The 16,175-nt window shown below is 65.6% G+C and carries 15 protein-coding genes; 5 read left to right on the forward strand and 10 right to left on the reverse strand.

Going from position 1 to position 16,175, the window contains the following annotated elements:
- Nucleotides 1-151: 151 nt before the first annotated feature.
- The 9 genes from panC to dksA form a co-directional block, all read right to left on the reverse strand.
- A complete protein-coding gene (gene panC / locus CCOS191_RS03530) occupies nt 152-1,015 on the reverse strand; it encodes a pantoate--beta-alanine ligase (RefSeq protein ID WP_046854078.1) in 864 nt (287 codons plus the stop codon).
- Nucleotides 1,012-1,812 (reverse strand): 3-methyl-2-oxobutanoate hydroxymethyltransferase, encoded by an 801-nt coding sequence (panB, locus tag CCOS191_RS03535; protein ID WP_046854079.1) that lies wholly within the window; start codon nt 1,810-1,812, stop codon nt 1,012-1,014. Before panB ends, panC begins: the two co-directional genes overlap by 4 nt.
- A 250-nt stretch (nt 1,813-2,062) precedes the next feature.
- Nucleotides 2,063-2,542 (reverse strand): 2-amino-4-hydroxy-6-hydroxymethyldihydropteridine diphosphokinase, encoded by a 480-nt coding sequence (gene folK / locus CCOS191_RS03540; protein ID WP_046854080.1) that lies wholly within the window; start codon nt 2,540-2,542, stop codon nt 2,063-2,065.
- A gap of 2 nt (nt 2,543-2,544) precedes the next feature.
- Nucleotides 2,545-3,939, reverse strand: coding sequence for a polynucleotide adenylyltransferase PcnB (locus CCOS191_RS03545; protein WP_046854081.1), 1,395 nt, complete (start codon nt 3,937-3,939; stop codon nt 2,545-2,547).
- 746 nt (nt 3,940-4,685) lie between these two features.
- A complete protein-coding gene (locus CCOS191_RS03550) occupies nt 4,686-6,128 on the reverse strand; it encodes a sigma-54-dependent transcriptional regulator (RefSeq protein ID WP_046854082.1) in 1,443 nt (480 codons plus the stop codon).
- A gap of 4 nt (nt 6,129-6,132) precedes the next feature.
- A complete protein-coding gene (locus CCOS191_RS03555; RefSeq protein WP_172670868.1) occupies nt 6,133-9,108 on the reverse strand; it encodes a sensor histidine kinase in 2,976 nt (991 codons plus the stop codon).
- On the reverse strand, nt 9,092-9,268 hold the full coding sequence (locus CCOS191_RS27810; RefSeq protein ID WP_003250005.1) for a hypothetical protein: 177 nt from the start codon (nt 9,266-9,268) through the stop codon (nt 9,092-9,094). The genes CCOS191_RS03555 and CCOS191_RS27810 overlap by 17 nt, the downstream gene beginning before the upstream one ends.
- Nucleotides 9,269-9,477: 209 nt before the next feature.
- A complete protein-coding gene (gene gluQRS / locus CCOS191_RS03565) occupies nt 9,478-10,365 on the reverse strand; it encodes a tRNA glutamyl-Q(34) synthetase GluQRS (RefSeq protein WP_046854084.1) in 888 nt (295 codons plus the stop codon).
- 99 nt (nt 10,366-10,464) lie between these two features.
- Nucleotides 10,465-10,911 (reverse strand): RNA polymerase-binding protein DksA, encoded by a 447-nt coding sequence (dksA, locus tag CCOS191_RS03570; protein WP_046854085.1) that lies wholly within the window; start codon nt 10,909-10,911, stop codon nt 10,465-10,467.
- A 213-nt stretch (nt 10,912-11,124) separates the two neighbouring features.
- Between dksA and CCOS191_RS03575 the strand changes: the two genes are divergently transcribed.
- Nucleotides 11,125-12,297, forward strand: coding sequence for a pyridoxal phosphate-dependent aminotransferase (locus CCOS191_RS03575; RefSeq protein ID WP_038706857.1), 1,173 nt, complete (start codon nt 11,125-11,127; stop codon nt 12,295-12,297).
- Nucleotides 12,298-12,300: 3 nt separating this feature from the next.
- Nucleotides 12,301-13,014, forward strand: coding sequence for a DNA/RNA nuclease SfsA (sfsA, locus tag CCOS191_RS03580; RefSeq protein WP_046854086.1), 714 nt, complete (start codon nt 12,301-12,303; stop codon nt 13,012-13,014).
- Here the strand turns inward: sfsA and CCOS191_RS03585 are convergent.
- The gene (locus tag CCOS191_RS03585; RefSeq protein WP_023631907.1) at nt 13,004-13,321 is read right to left on the reverse strand and encodes a Rieske (2Fe-2S) protein; all 318 of its coding nucleotides are present in this window, start codon (nt 13,319-13,321) and stop codon (nt 13,004-13,006) included. The genes sfsA and CCOS191_RS03585 overlap by 11 nt on opposite strands.
- 162 nt (nt 13,322-13,483) lie before the next feature.
- On the opposite strand from CCOS191_RS03585, the gene CCOS191_RS03590 reads away from it, so the two are divergent.
- The 3 genes from CCOS191_RS03590 to CCOS191_RS03600 are packed head-to-tail and all read left to right on the forward strand — an operon-like array spanning nt 13,484 to nt 16,169.
- Nucleotides 13,484-14,368, forward strand: a complete 885-nt coding sequence (locus CCOS191_RS03590) for a heme/hemin ABC transporter substrate-binding protein (RefSeq protein ID WP_046854087.1) — start codon at nt 13,484-13,486, stop codon at nt 14,366-14,368.
- Nucleotides 14,369-14,418: 50 nt separating this feature from the next.
- Nucleotides 14,419-15,402, forward strand: a complete 984-nt coding sequence (locus CCOS191_RS03595; RefSeq protein WP_172670917.1) for a FecCD family ABC transporter permease — start codon at nt 14,419-14,421, stop codon at nt 15,400-15,402.
- Nucleotides 15,402-16,169, forward strand: coding sequence for a heme ABC transporter ATP-binding protein (locus CCOS191_RS03600; RefSeq protein WP_046854089.1), 768 nt, complete (start codon nt 15,402-15,404; stop codon nt 16,167-16,169). The genes CCOS191_RS03595 and CCOS191_RS03600 overlap by 1 nt, the downstream gene beginning before the upstream one ends.
- Nucleotides 16,170-16,175 lie beyond the last annotated feature (6 nt).

Below are 16,175 nucleotides of genomic sequence, written 5' to 3' on the forward strand. Positions count from 1 at the left end.
GCGGCAGTCATTGCCGGTTGCAAGCTGGACATTATAGGCATTGGCGCCAAGGCGGGAATGGGGGAAGGCGGGCGGCGCGGATTAAAATTGTCACAGGCCTGATACCCAAGGCACGCGTGGGGCGGCGTTGAGCCGCTCCCACGCGTCGAGCTCAGGCGGTCTGCTCTTCGAGGTGCAGATAGAGATTGTCGATCAGCCGGGTGTTGCCCAGGTAAGCTGCGGCGATCACCACCAGATCACGGTCATCGACCTGCGCCGGGCGCAGGGTGATGGCGTGGCGTACTTCCAGGTAATCCTTACGGAACCCGGCGGCTTCGAGTTGCGCCTGGCCCTCGGCGATCAGCGCCGCGTAGTCGCGCTGGCCACGGCGCAAGGCCTCGGCCATGCCGCCCAGCACACGGTACAGCGCCGGCGCGGCGGCACGCTGCTCCGGCGTCAGGTAGCCATTGCGCGAGGACAGCGCCAGGCCATCCTCGGCGCGCACGGTCGGCTCGCCGATGATCTGGATCGGCATGTTCAGGTCGCGGACCATGGCGCGGATCACCGCCAGTTGCTGGAAATCCTTCTCGCCAAACACGGCCAGGTCCGGCTGGACCATGTTGAACAGCTTGCTGACCACGGTCGCCACACCCTCGAAGTGGCCAGGACGGCTGGCGCCGCACAGCCCTTCGGACAGTTGCGGCACGCTGACGCGGGTCTGCACGGTCATGCCGTCGGGGTACATCTCCTCGACGGTAGGGGCGAACAGCAGGTGGCAGCCGGCCTGGAGCAGTTTCTCCTGGTCGGCGGCGAGGGTGCGCGGGTACTTGTCCAGGTCTTCGCCGGCGCCGAACTGCAACGGGTTGACGAAGATGCTGGCGACCACGAAGTCGGCACGCTGTGCGGCCTTGGTCACCAGGGCGGCGTGGCCGCTGTGCAGGTTGCCCATGGTCGGTACGAAGGCGATGCGCTTGCCCTCGCCGCGGGCGCGGGCCACGGCGGCGCGCAGCTCACGGACGGTCTTGACGGTATTCATGCGCTGAACCCATGTTCGCTGCCGGGGAAGCTGACTTCCTTGACCGCGCGGACATAGGCGGCCAGGGCACTCTGGATGTCCGGCTGGCCGGCCATGAAGTTTTTCACGAACTTCGGCACGCGGCCGCTCAGCGACAGCCCGAGCATGTCGTGCAGCACCAACACCTGGCCATCGGTGGCACTGCCGGCACCGATGCCGATCACCGGAATGCTCACGGCCTGGGAGATTTCCGCGGCCAGTTCGCTGGGCACGCACTCGAGCAGCAGCATGGCCGCGCCGGCCTGTTCCAGGGCGATGGCGTCGGCGCGCATCTGCCGCGCCTGGGCTTCCTGGCGCCCCTGGACCTTGTAGCCGCCCAGCACGTTGACCGTCTGCGGGGTCAGGCCCATGTGCGCGCATACCGGCACGCCGCGTTCGGCCAGCAGGCGGATGGTCTCGCCCAGCCAGGCGGCGCCTTCGATCTTGAGCATGTGGGCGCCGGCGCGCATCAGTTCGGCCGCGTTGGCGAAAGCCTGCTCGGGGGTGGCGTGGGCCATGAACGGCAGGTCGGCGAGGATCAACGCCCCATCGTTGCCGCGTTTGACGCAGGCGGTGTGGTAGGCCATGTCGCGGTTGGTGACGGGCAGGGTGCTGTCATGGCCCTGCAGGACCATGCCCAGGGAGTCGCCCACCAGCAGCACTTCCACGCCGGCCTGGCTGGCTGCCTTGGCGAAGGTCGCGTCATAGCAGGTCAGCATGGTGATTTTTTCACCCTTGGCCTTCAGGCCGTGCAGGGTGGTCAGGGTTACTTCAGGCATGTAGGGGAGTCCTCGTTCAGGCGCTGTGAACAACAACTGCGTACAACGCGTGTATTCATCTTCCGGAGCGGCACATCATCGGTCGTGATGTTCGGGCACAGATCCGTCCGAGCCTAAATGGGTGATTGCGGCACAGTGGCGCCGCGGGACGCCTATAGTCGTGAGCGAGGTGGGGGAAGTCAACCAGCCGTGTTACCGCATTGTTACGGCGTGGGTGTTACTGGCGTTACCGTCGTCTGAAACGCCCGATTTACAGGCGTTCCAGGCCGACGAACGGGCAGCCCTCGAGCAGTTGCGCGAGGGGGCGGCCGTCGGCAAGGCGGAAGCTTTCGGGAACCAGCTCGGCGAGCGGGTAGAGCACGAAGGGGCGGGCCTGCATATGGTAGTGCGGCACTTTCAGGCGCGGCACGTCGATGACCTGGTCGCCGAACAGCAGCATGTCCAGGTCGAGGGTGCGCGGGCCCCAGCGCTCCTTGCGTACGCGGCCCTGGCCGTTCTCGATGGCCTGCAGGGCGTCCAGCAGGTCCAGCGGCGCCAGTGCCGTGTCGATGGCCGCCACGGCGTTGGTGTAGCGTGGCTGGCCCGGCAGCAGCGAATCGCTGGTGTAGAGCGCCGAGGCCGCCGCCAGGCGGGTCTCGGCGATCAGGTCCAGCGCCTGCAGGGCGCTGCGCAGCTGCTCGGCGGGCTCATCCAGGTTGCTGCCCAGGCCGATGTACGCACGGGTGGTCATGCTCAGTCCCAGGCCTGCTCGTCGTCACGCTTGCGCTTGCCGCCACTGCGCTTGCGCTTGCGTGGGCCGGCACCGGCGCCAGCGGCGTCGTCACGGTTGCCCAGCTCGCGGATCATGTCGCGGCGCTGGCTGTCGTTGGCGTCCTGGTAGTCGGTCCACCATTGGCCCAGCCCATCGGTTTCCTCGCCGGCGCTTTCACGCAGCAGCAGGAAATCGTAGCCGGCGCGGAAACGCGGGTTGTCCAGCAGCATGTCGGCGCGCTTGCCGCTGCGCCGTGGCAGGCGCTCCTGCATGTCCCAGATCTCGCGGATCGGCAGGGTGAAGCGCTTGGGGATGGCGATGCGTGCGCACTGTTCGGCGATCAGGTCGTGGGCCGCGCCATTCATTGCCGGAATCGGCGGCACGCCCTGGCTCTGCAGGTACAGCACGCGGCTTGGCAGGGCTGGCCAGAGCAGCGCGGCGAACAGGAAGGCGGGCGTCACCGGCTTGCCCTGCTTGACGCGCAGGTCGGTGTTGGCCAATGCCTGGCTGATCAAGCTGTGGGTGTAGCTCGGACGTTCTTCCAGGGCATGGCTGCTGGCCGGGAACAACGGCTCGAACAGTTGCAGGTCGACCAGCATCTCGAAGGTGATCGCCCCCTGGCCGTTGAGGAACAGCTTGAGGCTTTCCTCGAACAGGCGCGCGGGTGGGATGTCGCGCAGCATCGGCGCCAGCTCGCGGATCGGCTGCACGGTGTGCTTCTCGATGCCGAAGTCCAGCTTGGCGGCGAAGCGCACGGCACGCAGCATGCGTACCGGATCTTCCTGGTAACGGTGGGTCGGGTCGCCGATCAGGCGCAGCAGCCGGTTACGGATGTCGTGGACACCGTTGGCGTAGTCGAGGATGCGCTCGCTGACCGGATCGTAGTACAGGGCGTTGATGGTGAAGTCGCGGCGTTGCGCGTCTTCTTCCAACGTGCCGTACACGTTGTCGCGCAGGATGCGACCGCTGGCATTGTGCGACGAACGGTGGCTATCGGACTGGTCGTCATCGGAGTGGGGCGCACGGAAGGTGGCGACCTCGATGATGTCACGGCCGAAATGCACGTGGACCAGCTTGAAGCGCCGGCCGATGATGCGGGCGTTGCGGAACTCCGCGCGGATCTGCTCGGGGGTGGCGCTGGTGGCCACGTCGAAGTCCTTGGGCGTGATGCCCAGCAGCAGGTCGCGCACACAGCCACCGACCAGGTAGGCCTGGTAGCCGGCCGCCTGCAGGCGCTCGACAATGCCCACGGCATGGCGGCTGAACTGGCTGCGCTGCAGCGAGTGCTGGCTCTTGTTGATCACTTCAGGCGTGGTGCGCCTGTGGTGCTGGCCACGAACGGGCGGGCGGAACGACTGGAACAGCTTCTTCAGCATGGGATGCACTGTTTGAAGGAATGATCGGCCAAGGATAGGAGAATGGCCGCATGATGGGCGGGGATTCTAGCATTTACTGGGGGAATGGTGTAGGCGGTGTGCCAAGCGTGATGCAGAAGTGAGAAACGACATGGGGAGCCGAAGCTCCCCATCAAGTCGTTGCGTGCTCTTATTGTTCTTCTGCCGGGCTTCTTGTTTTTGTTGAATGCCCTGTCCACAAATCTCGAAGCTTGTGGACGACCCCCAAACCGGGGGTGAAGAGCAAACGGATTGCTTTGGTCGCCGAGTTGATGCTGATCTGTCGATCCAATCAGTTCAGGTGCTGCTTTTGAGTGCAGTTTTTGTTGTTCTCTGCCTGATCGTGGGGCAAGCCCCAAACACAACGCCTCTCCAAAAGAATCAGTTAGCTGCGCCTCCGCCGTCTTGTTTTTATTGTGCGTGAGCCGTTTCGTCTTGTTCTTATTCTGAGTTGCAGTGCTTGTTATTGTTCTTGTACCAGACACATAGCAGGTGTCGTGCCAACTTTTGAAAACCCAATGAAATCGGGGGTTTCAGCGTTTCAGGCAGGTTTTATCACGGGGCAAATGTAGAAATTTCGTTACCTTACGCCTCGTGAGATGTTACGCCCGACAGGGTAGGTAACAGATTTTTGCGGTAACTGATGTGTTACCCCCAAACGACCGCGGGGCAAGCCTGCCCCCACGCGCTGTGGGAGCTGGCTTACCCCGCGATGTATCCAGGCTGGATCAGTTGTCGCTGGTGGCGTTGCTCTTGCGCCGCGGGATGCCCAGGCGCTGGCGGCGTTCCCACAGGCATTTGCGGCTGACGCCCAGCTTGCGGGCCAGTTCGGTTTCGGTCATGTGGTCCTGGTGCTCGAGCACGAAGTGCTGGAAGTAATCCTCCAGCGACAGGTCCTCGGTCGGCTCATGGCTGGCGCTGTTGCTGCTGGCCAGCGCCGGCAGGTTGTCCAGCATGTCGTCGTCTTCCAGGTCGCTCAGCTCGATGTCGATGCCCAGCAGGTCGGCGGAAATTTCCGCGCTTTCGCTGAGAATCACAGCGCGCTCCACCGCGTTTTCCAGCTCGCGCACGTTGCCCGGCCAGCTGTAGTGGCGGATGGCTTGTTCGGCATCGTGGGAGAAATGCAGGTCGTCGCGGCCGATCCGTGCGCTCTGGCGGGCAAGGAAGGCATTGGCGATCTCGTTGACGTCGCTGCCGCGCTCGCGCAGGGCCGGCAATTTCAGGGCGATCACATGCAGGCGGTAGTAAAGGTCTTCACGGAACTGCCCGGCCTTGGCCAGGTTCTTCAGGTCGCGGTGGGTGGCCGCGATCAGGCGCACGTCGACCTTCTGTGATTGCACCGAACCCACCCGGCGGATCTCGCCTTCCTGCAACACCCGCAGCAGGCGGGCCTGGGCTTCCAGTGGCAGCTCGCCGATCTCGTCGAGGAACAAGGTGCCACCATCGGCGGCTTCGACCAGCCCCGCCCGACCCGCGCTGGCGCCAGTGAAGGCGCCCTTCTCGTGGCCGAACAGTTCCGACTCGATGAGGGTTTCCGGGATCGCCGCGCAGTTCACCGAGATCATCGGTGCCTTCGCCCGGCGCGAGAGGTTGTGCAGGGCGCGGGCAACCAGCTCTTTGCCGGTACCGGACTCGCCCTGGATCAGCACATTGGAGTCGGTTGGCGCGACCTTGCGAATCTTCACGAACATGTCCTGCATCGGCGGGCAGGAGCCAATGATGCCGATCTCGCCGTTGGCGGCGGCGGGGCTGGCCTTGTCCGGGCTGGCCTTGCCGTTGGCGGCCCGGGGCTCGCCGGCCGGCGCCGAGGCCGGGACGTTCACCCGGTCGCGCAGGATACGCGCCACGGCCTGGAGCATCTCGTCGTGGTCGAAGGGCTTGGCGATGTAGTCCACCGCGCCCATTTTCATCGAGTCCACCGCCGAGCGCAGGCTGGCGTAGCTGGTCATGATCAGTACCGGCGTGCCCTGGCCGAGCTTGATCAACTCGGTACCCGGGGCACCCGGCAGGCGCAGGTCACTGACGATCAGGTCGAAGGTGGCAATGCTGAAGCGTTCCTGGGCTTCCTGCACCGAGCCGGCTTCGCTGACCTGGTACTGGTTCCGCTCGAGCAGGCGACGCAGGGCCGAGCGGATGATGGTTTCGTCTTCGACGATCAGAATGTGCGGCATTGATTCAATTCTCTCGACGGTCTCGAATTTCAGGGGACGTCGCTACGACATGCCGGGGCAGGGTCACGCGGATCCGGGTACCACGTTGGCGCTCGATGTCGGCCGGGCTGTCGATGGTGATTTGCCCATAATGCTCTTCCACGATGGAATAGACCAGAGCGAGCCCCAGTCCGGTTCCTTCGCCCGGGTCCTTGGTGGTGAAGAAGGGTTCGAACAGGCGGTCCATGATGCTTTTCGGAATACCGCTGCCTTCGTCCTCGACCACCAGGTCGACGGTGTGCTCGTTGATTTCACTGCGCACGCGCACGGCGCTGCCGGGTGGCGAGGCGTCGCGGGCGTTGGAGAGCAGGTTGATCAGCACTTGGGCCAGGCGTTGCGGGTCGCCCTCGACCCAGTGTTGCGGGTCGCAGAGGTTGAAGAACTGTACTTCGAAATTGCGCCGGTTCAACGCCAGCAGACCAATGGCATCCTGCGCCACCTCGGCCAGGCACACCGGCTCTTCGCTGTTCTGCTGGCTGCCGCCGGCGTGGGCGAAACTCATCAGCGACTGGACGATGCGCGACACGCGCTTGGTCTGCTCGAGGATCTGGCTGGACAGCTCGATGATCTCGCCGTCGCCCTCGCGCTCCTCGCGCAGGTTCTGTGCAAGGCAAGCGATGCCGGTGATCGGGTTGCCGATCTCGTGGGCCACGCCCGCGGCGAGGCGGCCGATGCTGGCCAGGCGCTCGGAGTGCACCAGCTTGTCCTCCAGCGCCTGGGTCTCGGTGAGGTCCTCGACCAGCAGCACCAGGCCGCTGTTGCCCGGGGCCAGCGGCTCGTCGATGGCCGCCTTGTGCAGGTTCAGCCAGCGCGGCTGGCCATCGAGGACCAGGCGCTGCTTGTGCAGGTGTTCGTCGGGCACATTGATGAAGCCTTGCAGCAGGCCGCGCCAGGGTTCGGCGATGGTCACCAGGCGCGAGCCGACCACATGCTTGGCGGCGATGCCGGTGAGCTCCTCCATCGCCTTGTTCCACATCAGTATCTCCTGGTCCTTGGCCAGCGAGCACACGCCCATGGGCAGTTCCTGCAAGGTCTGGCGGTGATAGCGGCGCAGGGCGTCGAGCTCGGCGGCAAGGCCGGTCAGGCGCGAGTGATAGTCCTCGAGGCGGCTCTCGATGAAGTGGATGTCCTCGGTGACGTAGTTCTCGTTGCCGGACTTGTACGGCAGGAAGGTCTCGACCATGTCCTGCGCCACGCTCGGCCCCATCAGGCCGGACAGGTTAGCCTCGATGCGGTCGCGCAGGCGCCGCAGGGCATAGGGGCGGCGTTCGTCGAAGGGCAGGTACAGGTCGCGCAGGGCCTGCTCCACCTCTTTTTGCGCAGCCTTGGCGCCCAGCGGCTTGGCCAGCTGGGTGGCGAACTCCTGGGGTGAGGCGGCATGCAGTTCGCGGCGTTGCGGGCGACGCACGTTGTCCACCGCGCAGGCCTCGGCGGCGCTGACCTCTTCGCTGCTGGCATTGGTGAACAGCGAGATCAGGGTGAACAGCAGGACGTTGGCCGCAAGCGACGCGATGGCCGCCATGTGCCAGCTGGTGTCGTCCAGCACGTAGATCATGTCCAGCAACGGGATGTAGAAGCCCTGCAGGTTGCCCAGCAGCGGCAGCAGCATGGTCACCATCCACACCAGCATGCCGGCCAGCAGGCCGGCGATGAACCCTCGTCGGTTGGCGGTCGGCCAGTACAGCACCGAAAGCACCCCGGGCAGGAACTGCAAGGTGGCGACGAAGGCGACGATGCCGAGGTTGGCCAGGCTCTGGTGGTTGTTCTGGGTGAGGTAGAAGACGAAGCCGGCGGTGATGATGGCGACGATCAGCGCCCGGCGGGTCCACTTCAGCCAGCGGTAGATGTTGCCTTCGGCCGGCGGCTGGTACAGCGGCAGCACCAGGTGGTTCAAGGCCATGCCCGACAGCGCCAGGGTGGTGACGATGATCAGCCCGCTGGCGGCCGACAAGCCTCCGACATAGGCCAGCAGCGCCAGCGCTTCGTTGTTGGCGGCGATGCCCAGGCCCAGGGTGAAGTACTCGGGGTTGGTGCTGGCGCCCAGGCGCAGGCCGGCCCACAGCACCAGCGGCACCGCCAGGCTCATCAGCAGCAGGAACAGCGGCAGCCCCCAGCTAGCGCTGACCAGCGAGCGCGGGCTGAGGTTTTCGGTGAAGGCCATGTGGTACATGTGCGGCATGACGATCGCCGAGGCGAAGAACACCAGCAGCAGGGTGCGCCAGGGGCCTTCCTGCAACGGCGTGTGCAAGGCGGCGAGGGCGGTCTGGTTCTGCAGCAGCCAGACTTCCAGCCCATGCGGGCCACCGAACACGCCGTACAGCGCATAAAGGCCGATACCACCCAGCGCCAACAGCTTGATCACCGATTCGAAGGCGATGGCGAACACCAGGCCTTCGTGTTTTTCGCGGGTGGCGATATGGCGTGAGCCGAAGAAGATGGTGAACAGGATGATCAGCACGCAGAAGGCGAACGCCACCCGCGCCTTGACCGGCTCACCGGTGAGGATGCTGATCGAATCGGCCACCGCCTGGATCTGCAGGGCCAGCAGGGGCAGCACGCCGATCAGCATGAAGATGGTGGTCAGCGCGCCGGCCCAGGTGCTGCGAAAGCGAAACGCCAGCAGGTCGGCCAGTGACGACAGCTGGTAGGTACGGGTGATCTTGAGGATCGGATAGAGCAGCACCGGGGCCAGCAGGAAGGCCCCGGACACCCCCAGGTAACAGGCAAGGAAGCCGTAGCCATATTGATAGGCCAGGCCGACCGAGCCGTAGAAGGCCCAGGCGCTGGCGTAGACCCCCAGCGACAAGGTGTAGGTCAGGGGGTGGCGAATGATCGCCCGCGGGATCAGCCCGCGCTCGCTGATCCAGGCCACGCTGAACAGCACCAGCAGGTAGGCGGCGCTGATCAGGATCATCTGGGTCAGGCTAAAGCTCATCGGCATCTCGTTGGCTCTGCAGGATGAAGGTGACGACGATGAGGATCAGCCAGAGCAGGTAGGGACGGTACCAGGCACCGGTCGGCTCGATCCACCAGTCCATGATGGCGGGGGAGAACAGGTAGATCCCCACCACCAGAAGCAGGACCAAACGATAGATGTACATGCTGGCCTCGAAGGGTTGGGCGCTGCGGTTTGGACTTATTATTGGCGCAAATGGCTGGGGCGATGCTAGCGGGAATCGGGGCTGTTAGCCAAGGGTTTGAATTTGTTGGGCTTTTGAGCCTGGTTTTGCTTGTTCTGGCCCTGTCGCGAGCCTGCGCATAGCCAGGCATCGTGGGAGCGGGCTTGCCCCGCGATAGGGCCGCGACTGCCTCAGCGCAAATCAGCCTCGGGCACCGTCATCTGCCGTGCAATGTGCTCCGGCCGCCACTGCTGGCGCGCCACCGCCAGCACCTCGGCCGGGCTGGCTCCTGTCAGTGACGGATCGGTCTGCTGCCCCAATGCCCGCAGGGCTCGCAGCAGCAACGGCGTCGCCTGGTCCGCTTCAAGCGGCGGCGAGCGATACGACTTGCCCAGCTTGTGCCCGTCAGGCTGCACGATCAATGGAATGTGCAGGTAACGCGGCTGCGAGAAGCCCAGCAACTCCTGCAGGTAAAGCTGGCGGGGCGTGTTGTCCAGCAGGTCGGCACCGCGCACGATGTCGGTGACGCCCTGCCAGGCATCGTCCAGCACCACCGCCAACTGGTAGGCATAGAGCCCGTCGCGGCGCTGGATCACGAAATCGCCCATCTCGCGCCCCAGGTGCTGTTCGAACGTACCCTGGACGCGATCCGTGAAGCGGTAGATCAGTTCCGGCACGCGCAGGCGAATGGCCGCGTCTTGCCGGGGATGCCCGGCGTTACGGCAAAAGCCTGGGTAGATACCGTCGTACCCTTCCAGTTGCTTGCGCGAACAGGTGCAGGCATAGGCCAGGCCCATGCTGAACAAACGGTCGACCACGGCGGCATAGGCCTCGTGGCGCTGGCTCTGGAACACCACTTCGCCGTCCCACTCCAGGCCGTAGCGCTCCAAGGTCTGCAGGATCGCATCGCGTGCCCCGGGCATTTCCCGGGGCGGGTCGGTGTCTTCCATGCGCAGTAACCAGCGGCCATTGACCGCACGGGCGTCGAGCCAGGAGGCGAGGGCGGCCACCAGCGAGCCGAAGTGCAGAAAGCCGCTGGGGGTGGGGGCGAAGCGGCCGATGTAGCGGGAGTCGTTCATGGATTGCACAGCTATATAAATGAAGACGGGGCGTACTGATTGCAGGAGCGGGCAAGCCCGCCTCCACAACCAGTACGCCCCGTCTGCGAGGTTCTGGAATCAGCCTTTACCGACAGTCTTTTCCTTCTTCTCGGCAATTTCCTTGCAGTCGAAGCACAGGTCGGCGGTCGGGCGGGCTTCGAGGCGGCGCAGGCCAATCTCGATGCCACAGGAGTCGCACCAGCCGTACTCTTCGTCCTGAATCTTCTGCAGGGTCTTGTCGATCTTCTTGATCAGCTTGCGCTCACGATCGCGGTTGCGCAGTTCCAGGGCGAACTCTTCTTCCTGGCTGGCACGGTCAGCCGGGTCTGGGAAGTTGGCTGCCTCGTCCTTCATGTGCGTCACGGTCTGGTCCACGCTCGTCATCAACTCAAGCTTCCATGCTCCCAGAAGCTTGGTGAAGTGCTTGCGCATGGGCTCCCCCATGTACTCTTCGCCCTTGGTTTCTTTATAGGGCTCTACACCGTACATGGACTGACTGGTTTTTTGCTTTTCTACGGTGGACATGAATAGACCGCCTCTCACTCATCTGATCCAATGCGCAGGCTTGCTTCCATCGCCGGCACCCGCCGGCCCTGCGACTGCGAGCCGCCGAACTTACCAGATAGATCCGGGGTGCGCTACCCCGCCCTATGCCTGCTATTGACAGCAGGCCGGGCGGCACGTTCGCTGCGGTGCACAGGTAGAATCACCAGTTTAGACCCAATTGAGAGAAGGCCCATGGCTCAGCCACACAGTGCGCGCAGTCGCGCCATCGAACCCTTCCACGTGATGGCCCTGCTGGCGCGCGCCAACGAGCTGCAGGCTGCGGGCCACGACGTGATCCACCTCGAGATCGGCGAGCCGGACTTCACCACCGCCGCGCCGATCGTCGCCGCTGGCCAGGCTGCCTTGGCCGCCGGGCACACCCGTTACACCGCTGCCCGCGGCTTGCCGCAGCTGCGTGAGGCAATCGCCGGGTTCTATGGCCAACGCTACGGTGTGGACCTCGACCCGGAGCGCGTGCTCATCACCCCGGGCGGTTCCGGCGCGCTGCTGCTGGCCAGCAGCCTGCTGGTCGACCCGGGCAAGCACTGGCTGTTGGCCGACCCGGGCTACCCGTGCAACCGCCACTTCCTGCGCCTGGTCGAAGGCGGCGCGCAGCTGGTGCCGGTGGGGCCGGAGGTCAATTACCAGCTGACCGCTGATCTGGTCGAGCGTCACTGGGACAAGGACACGGTCGGTGCCCTGGTGGCGTCGCCAGCCAACCCGACCGGCACGGTGCTCGACCGCGACGAGCTGGCCAGCCTTTCCAAGGCTACCCGCGAGCGCCATGGGCATCTGGTGGTGGACGAGATCTACCACGGCCTCACCTACGGCATGGATGCGCCGAGCGTGCTGGAAGTCGACGATGAGGCCTTTGTCCTGAACAGTTTTTCCAAATATTTCGGCATGACCGGCTGGCGCCTGGGCTGGCTGGTGGCGCCGCCGTCGGCGGTAGCAGACCTGGAAAAGCTGGCGCAGAACCTCTACATCAGTGCTCCGAGCATGGCCCAGCATGCCGCGCTGGCCTGCTTCGAGCCGCAAACCCTGGCCATCCTCGAGGAGCGCCGCGCCGAGTTTGCCCGCCGCCGCGACTACCTGTTGCCGGCATTGCGTGAGTTGGGCTTCGGTATCGCCGTGGAGCCGCAAGGCGCCTTCTATCTGTACGCTGATATCAGCGCGTTCGGCGGCGATGCCTTCGCGTTCTGCCGGCACTTCCTCGAAACCGAGCACCTGGCATTCACCCCGGGGCTGGACTTCGGTCGTCACCAGGCCGGCCACCATGTGCGTTTTGCCTACACCCAGAGCCTGCCGCGCCTGGAGGAGGCGGTGCAGCGCATCGCCCGTGGCCTGAAAAGCTGGCAGGGCTGACGGATGCTGTTTCCACAACTGGAAGAGGCGCGCCTGCTGCGCCGCTATAAACGCTTCCTGGCCGACATCGAACTGGCCACCGGCGAGCAGCTGACCATTCACTGCCCCAACACTGGCTCCATGCTCAATTGCATGCGCGAGGGCGGGCAGGTGTGGTTCAGCCGCTCCAACGACCCCAAGCGCAAGCTGCCCGGTACCTGGGAGATCAGCGAAACGCCCCAGGGGCGGCTGGCCTGCGTCAACACCGGGCGCGCCAATGCGGTGGTGGAGGAAGCGTTGCGGGCCGGGGTGATCAGCGAGCTTGCCGGGTTCACCACGCTCAAGCGTGAAGTGGCGTATGGCGAGGAACGTAGCCGTATCGACTTCTACCTGGAGTTCGGCAATGGCGACAAGGCCTACGTCGAGGTCAAGAGCGTGACCCTCGGTTACCCCGATACTCCCGTGGCGGCGTTCCCTGACGCCGTCACCCAGCGTGGGGCCAAACACCTGCGCGAGCTGGCCGCCCTGGCACGCCAGGGTATCCGTGCAGTGCAGCTGTATTGCGTGAACCTGACCGGCATCGAGGCCGTGCGCCCGGCCCAGGAGATCGACGCCGCCTACGCCCAGGCACTGCGCGCCGCGGTGGCGGAAGGGGTCGAGGTGCTGGCCTACGGCACGCGCCTGGATGCCCAGCAACTGGTCATCGACCGGCCGCTGCCGGTATTGCTCAATCCGTAAGCCAGATGCCCTGGCTGTCTTCCCGGCAGTCCAGGGCTTCCAGCCATTCGCCCGCGCAGGGGCCAGTAATGCATTCGCCGCTTTCTATCAGGAACTGGGCCCCGTGATGGGCGCACTGGATCAGGCTCGCGCTGTCATCGAGAAAGCTGTCCGCCGCCCAGTTCAGCGGTATGCCCCGGTGCGGGCAGCGGTTGCGATAGAGGTGGACCGTGCCCTGGCGGCGCACGCCGAACAGCGCTATGCCGGCTACGCTGAAGGCGCGGCTGTGGCCCTCGGCGAGGTCGTTGGAGGCGCAGAGAAAATGCATCGCAGCGGAGTCTTCCGGTTAAGCCGTGTGACAAAGGGATGGCTTGACGCTTCAATGCGAATAATTATCAAATTGCCCGCATTCGTCGCGCCAGGCTGTCTATGGTGCGCACTTGTGCCGCCCGCCACAAGGTGTGCTGCCCGCCCTCTGCAAAGGAATCCGATGATGCGCCGTCCCGCTGCCTTGATTGCCCTGTGCGCCGGTCTTGCCCTGTCTACCCCCACCATGGCCGCCGAGCTGCCACAGCGCTGGGTAAGTGCCGGCGGTGCCTTGAGCGAGTGGATCAGCGCCCTGGGCGGTGAGCAGCGCCTGGTCGGCGTCGACACCACCAGCCAGCACCCCGAGTCGCTCAAGGCGCTGCCCAGCATCGGTTACCAGCGCCAGTTGTCGGCCGAAGGCATCCTCAGCCTGCGCCCTGACGTACTGGTGGGCACTGAGGAAATGGGGCCACCGCCGGTGCTGGCGCAGATCCGCAAGGCCGGGGTGCGGGTCGAGCTGTTCTCCAGCAAGGCCGAAGTGGGCGCGGTTGACGAGAACCTCAAGCACCTGGGGGCATTGCTCGGCGACGAGCACAAGGCCAAGACGTTGGCTGCCGATTACCGTCAGCAGCTGGAGGCGTTGCACAAACAGGTCGAGCAGGCCCAGGCCGGGCAGAAGGCGCCTGGGGTGTTGCTGCTGGTCGGGCATGCCGGTGCCAAGCCGATGATCGCCGGGCAGGGCACTGCCGGGGACTGGGTGCTGCGTCAGGCGGGAGGGCGCAATCTCGCTGACCACCAGGGCTACAAGAACTTCTCGGTGGAGGCCCTCGCCGCGCTGAATCCGGACGTGGTGGTGTTCTCCGACCGGGCCCTCAGTGGTGAACAGGCCTTGCAGGCACTGATCAAGGAAAACCCGGCCCTGGCGACGTCCCGCGCGGTGCGCGACAAGCGCCTGCTGTCGCTCGACCCGACGTTGCTGGTCGGCGGCCTCGGCCCGCGCCTGCCGGCCACCCTGCATGAGCTGGCCGCCAGCTTCTATCCCGCCGCCAAGGCCAGCCTCAATCCATGATGCCGCGGGTTCGACCACGTACGTTGTTCATTACCCTGGCCTTGCTGTGCCTGCTGGCGGTGTGGTTGTCGCTGGCGCTGGGGCCGGTCAGCCTGCCGCTGTTCGATACCCTGCGCGCCGGCCTGCGCCTGGTCGGGTTGCCGGTCAGTGGCGAGGGCCTGGAGCAGGCCGAGATGATCCTCGGCCAGATCCGCCTGCCGCGAACCTTGCTGGGGCTGGCGGTCGGCGCGGTGCTGGCATTGTCCGGCGTGGCGATGCAGGGGTTGTTCCGCAACCCGCTGGCCGATCCGGGGCTGGTCGGTGTCGCCAGCGGCGCCGCCCTGGGGGCCGCGGTTGCGATCGTCGGCGGCAGCTGGCTGGGCGGCATTCCTGACTGGTTCGCGCCTTATCTGTTGTCGTTGTGTGCCTTCGTCGGTGGCTTGGGCGTGACAGCGATGGTCTATCGCCTGGGGCGCCGCGACGGCCAGACCAACGTGGCGACCATGCTCCTGGCCGGTATCGCGATGACCGCGCTGGGCGGCTCGGCGGTGGGCCTGTTCACTTACCTGGCCGACGACGCCACCCTGCGCACCCTGACCTTCTGGAATCTGGGCAGCCTCAACGGCGCCAGCTACGAGAGGCTGTGGCCCTTGCTGCTGGTGGCGGCGGCCGTGGCCCTGTGGCTGCCGCGCCGGGCGCAGGCGCTCAACGCCTTGCTGCTAGGCGAGTCGGAGGCGCGGCACCTTGGCATCGAGGTGGAAAAGCTCAAGCGCGAGCTGGTGTTCTGCACCGCGCTCGGCGTGGGGGCGGCGGTCGCCGCCGCCGGCCTGATCGGCTTCATCGGCCTGGTGGTGCCGCACCTGGTGCGGCTGGTGGCGGGGCCGGATCATCGGGTGCTGCTGCCGGCCTCGTTGCTGGCGGGCGGTACCTTGCTGCTGTTCGCCGACCTGGTCGCGCGCCTGGCCCTGGCCCCGGCAGAGTTGCCGATCGGCATCGTCACCGCCTTTATCGGGGCGCCATTCTTCCTGTTCCTGCTGGTGAAGGTGCGCAACTGATGCTCGACGTCCAAGGGCTGTCTCTCAAACGTGGTGGCAGCCAGGTGTTGCACGACATCAACCTCACGTTGCGGCCAGGGCAGGTTCTCGGCGTGCTCGGGCCCAATGGCGCCGGCAAGAGCAGCCTGCTCGGCGTGCTGTGTGGCGAACTGGCGCCCAGTGCCGGGCGCGTGCACCTCGAGGGCCGTGGGCTGGACGATTGGCCGGGCCAGGAGCGGGCCCGGCGCCTGGCGGTACTGCCGCAGGCGTCCAGCCTTGGCTTTGCCTTCAGTGTCGCTGAAGTGGTCGGCCTCGGCCGCCTGCCCTATGCCAGCGGCCGTCAGCGCGACCGGGAAATCGTCGAGGCGGCGCTGGCGGCGGCGGATGCTCAGCACCTGGTCGAGCGCAGCTACCTGGCGCTGTCCGGGGGGGAGCGCCAGCGCGTGCACCTGGCGCGGGTGCTGGCCCAGCTGTGGCCCGGCGAGCCCGGCACCACGCTGTTGCTGGATGAGCCCACTTCTGCGCTGGACCCGCTGCATCAGCACACCACGCTGCAGGCGGTACGCAGTTTCGCCGACCGTGGCGCGTCGGTGCTGGTGATCCTGCATGACCTGAACCTGGCGGCGCGCTACTGTGACCATATTCTCTTGCTGGAGCAGGGCCGCAGCCATGCACTGGGCACACCGCAACAAGTGCTGACACCGACGGCGCTGCGAGCGGTGTTCGGTATCGACGTCCTGGTGCAACCTCATCCGGAGCGCGGCCATCCGCTGATCATCACTCGCTAGGAGCCA

The sequence above is a fragment of the Pseudomonas sp. CCOS 191 genome (assembly GCF_001007005.1).
Taxonomy (GTDB): Bacteria; Pseudomonadota; Gammaproteobacteria; order Pseudomonadales; family Pseudomonadaceae; genus Aquipseudomonas; species Aquipseudomonas soli.